General features: G+C 56.6%; 2 protein-coding genes and 1 pseudogene. 1 reads left to right on the top strand and 2 read right to left on the bottom strand.

Annotated elements, in window-relative coordinates:
* Positions 1-149: pseudogene (locus BRX43_RS19875) on the top strand (AraC family transcriptional regulator); the annotation flags it as partial.
* A 327-nt stretch (positions 150-476) separates the two neighbouring features.
* Here the strand turns inward: BRX43_RS19875 and BRX43_RS19870 are convergent.
* Positions 477-1,235, bottom strand: a complete 759-nt coding sequence (locus BRX43_RS19870) for a TorF family putative porin (protein WP_125996777.1) — start codon at positions 1,233-1,235, stop codon at positions 477-479.
* Positions 1,228-3,153 carry a methyl-accepting chemotaxis protein gene (locus BRX43_RS19865; protein ID WP_125996776.1) on the bottom strand — a complete coding sequence of 642 codons (1,926 nt, stop codon included), beginning with the start codon at positions 3,151-3,153 and terminating at the stop codon, positions 1,228-1,230. The genes BRX43_RS19870 and BRX43_RS19865 overlap by 8 nt, the downstream gene beginning before the upstream one ends.
* Between the last annotated feature and the right edge of the window lie 438 nt (positions 3,154-3,591).

Genomic DNA, 3,591 nt, shown 5'->3' with positions numbered 1-3,591 from the left:
AGGGTGCCACGGCGAGCACGGCAGGCTTTGCCGTCGGCTATGAGAGCCCATCGCAATTTAGCCGAGAATATAGGCGACTATTCGGCGCGCCTCCGCGTGCGGACGTCGAACGGCTCCACGCTGCGCCGGCAGCGGCCATGGCGCTGTGAAGATGGCTTGGGTCGCGACCGGTGCCGCGAAAATACTGCGATCGGCTGATGCTGGGAGGACGACCCAGGTGCGGCCGTTCGGCCCCTTGATGGCTCTACCCGAAAGCGGTCACCTGTTCATCTGGAATAATGCTTACGTGCCAGATTCAGCCTTGATAGAGGAAGTCACAACGTTGCATCTAAATCAATGGTCAAGATCGCTCAGTAGCGCTCCGAAGCTGCCAGTTCATTATCCCGCCAAGAAACATTAGATCTAGTGCCACAAAGATGATGGCATTTGAGAAAGTCGAAATTTAGAAGATGTACGACACGGTCAATCGTGGACGGTCAGAAATCGAGTGCCACCGCAGCAACTACGCTTCCGCTTCGATGATCCTGGCTGCCACGGCCGCTGTAACGGGCGTCGACCCAAGCCAAAGAAATAGTGGCTGGTCCGGCATGAGTGTCGACGCCTAACAACCAATCTAGTTTCGGGCTGCCGGTTATCGTGTTCATGCCCGTCTCGCGGCCTATATGACCATGCACCACCAGGGGCAGTCCTGGCACCGGCTTCAGGGCGTCGGTAAAAAGGTAAAGACCATCACCTTGGCCCAATTCGGATTGGTGCGGAGCGTAGCTGATGCCCAACTTGATAGTTGCATCGCCGAGGCCTTTGGCAGCGGTGGCGTAGATCTCTGCACTGCTGACCCCGTCCGCACCCGGGTACAGGTACGATATTATGCCAATGTCGACATCAACGCTCGTCACATTCAACCGATATCCGCCGTAAAAATCGAATTCGGTATGAGCGCCCTCATATGCAGAGCTACTCGATCCCCAAATCCCAGTATAGAAACCGGTAGGACTGTTTACCTCGATCGATCCTTGCACGGCCACACGACCTGCCGACTGGGTAATGCCACGAAAACGGTAATCGCTTACCACTGATGCATTCAGACTGACGACTGGCTTGATGCCATCCGTGGCCTTGCCGTCAGGAATGGCATCAGGATCCCGGTTTGGGCGGGGGCCGGACGCTTGTTCGGACGCGGCAGAGACCGGCGTGGTTGTCACAGCGGCTATGATGACAGGTTTGGTGTCAAGCATCAGCTACCTCGATCTGACGGAGAAAGCGGTGGATATCGTCACCAAGGTCGGACAGGGTGCTTGCCATATCGACCACCGCCGCATCCATCTGGTCGGCTGCAGCATGACCAATGGCAATCGCCGAATTGGCGTTGGTGACTGCAGCGGCCGTAGCCCGACTGTCGCTGGCGATTGCTTCAATGCTGCCTCGGATCATCACAACACCCTCGACCTGACGGCGGACGGCTGCTGCGATCACGCTAGAGGCGGCTTCCGTTCTACCAAGGGCTGTCACGATTGTACCGATAGCGGTCGAGGTGAAGACCGTTTGCGCACGCAGCAGATCAAGTTGGTCGGCAATCTGACGGGTTAGCTCAGCGGTATGGTTGGCGAGTGCCTTCACCTCGTTGGCGACAACCGCAAAACCTGCGCCTGCTGGCCCTGAGCGTGCCGCTTCAATGCTGGCATTGAGCGCCAGGAGGTTCGTCTGCTTTGAGACGCGATCGATGGCATCGACCACGGTTTCGATCTCGGCTAATGCCTTGGCCAGGGCAGTAACGCTGACACCCACCTGCTGACCGTCGTGACTCGCATGCTTTACCTCGCTCAGAGCGAAGCCGGTTTGGCGCTGGATGTCTTGTCCTGCTTCAGCGACAACAATCGCCTTTGGCACTAACTCCGTCATATGCTGATCAGTCTGGAATGCCGCAGTGGTGGCGACTGTAACCAGCTCCTCGAGCCCACCAGCCTGATCACGGACACGTCTCGCTGCCGTCTCGAGGACCCGACCTTGATGCTGGATCGTCTTGATAGCTGGTCCGAGCCGATGTTCCAGCTGGGCTCTGGCATCGATTAGAACTGACCTTCGAGCAGCTCTCAGTCGCTTGTTCAGTTCGACATTCTCACGTCGCACTTCCTCGACCGTTGTTTCCAAGCGTACACGTGCAGCGGCGTCAGCATCCACAGCGTCGGCGCGGGCCAGGGTGAGCGCATCCAGTGCATTTCGAGCTTCGTTTGCGTCAGCAGCAGATCTTAGCATCGCCGCGTCAGTCTGTTCTATAGCACGACGACATTGATGCAGGATGCGCACGCCGATCAGCCCCAGCACCAGCATAATGGACAGCAAGATCGGCAGACCTATGTCACGCAGTGACGTGCCGGGAAGCTGAGGCGTCCAGACCAAATCGCCAATGCGCGCTCCGTCGTAGCCTCTGAGTTCTACCCTGCCCAAGCTGCTCTCCGCAGATGCGCGGGACGGGACAAAGCGCATGTTGGCGAGGCGGCGGTCGGCACCAAGCTTATAGATCTGATCCGGCGTCAACACGTCGATGAACAGAAGGTATGAAGCGGGACCAGCAGGAAGCTTCACCTTACCTGGATCGGGAATGATCGCGGCAATGCTGAAGACGGCAGGTTGGCCACCAATACGGATCAGCCCTCGGCGTCGATGATCCTCGCCCGTCGGCTTCGCCCTCAGTTCCACAATAGCCTTCCTCAGGGCAGGACCCATCAGGGCGAAAGGGTCGAGCCTGGCTTGGTGGTTACCGTCGCTGGCGTAGATCGTCCGGTCATGGGCATCGATGACGAAGCTGTGTTCGTAGCCTTGGGTGTGAAACAGATAGGGCCCGATGTTATTATCAGCCCAATCACCATCCATCGACAGCACAAGCTTGGCGACGGCATCATCCCACGTCGCATAGTCGCTCTGATTGCGCACCATGAAGTCGAGCCGATTGGAGATGACCAGCTGTGCCAGTTCAGCTTCGCGAACAGCCTCTTGCGCATCTGATTGAACCGTCAACCAGACTAACAACGTGACCATGATGATGCCCGCGGCCATCATCGCCAATGATAAGGGATACACAAAATGGCGTCGGTAGTTCGGCATTGAGACATGCGTCTCTGTTTCTCGCCTGACGCTTTGAGCCAATCGCATCATTCTGGTTTAGATTGCGGTCGTTAATGCATGACTAACGATGGCAAACGGCAAGATGGTATCGGACACGCGATTTATGAATTTTTTATGCCGCGCTACCTTGTCGAGACGGAGCACAGATATCAAACGGCTAATTACGCCATCTGGAAGAATGCGACGCCCTCTGTAGCCCGCCCCTGCCTACCTCCTCAATAAAAAACAGCTCTGAGTAACGTTTCATTATAAGTAAAACTCAAGAGGACGGCGCTTCTGGATGGTTTCAATAGTGGACACTCGCTAGCCCTTTCCGCTCTACCAACTTCTGCCGTTTGTTTAGTTTGGGCTGACAATAGGTATGAGCCATCTAGCACCTGAGCCGACGGTGGGTGTCGGCGTTTGCGGAATGACCGTTTTCAGCCGAGTGAATGGTTTATGCCGACGAACGCGGCCGAGCGGCTTATC

The organism is Sphingomonas sp. S-NIH.Pt15_0812 (genome assembly GCF_003951315.1).
In the GTDB taxonomy this organism is placed as follows: domain Bacteria; phylum Pseudomonadota; class Alphaproteobacteria; order Sphingomonadales; family Sphingomonadaceae; genus Sphingomonas.
The sequence above is the reverse complement of the archived record's forward strand: the minus strand, read 5'-3'. Positions and strand labels throughout refer to the sequence as shown.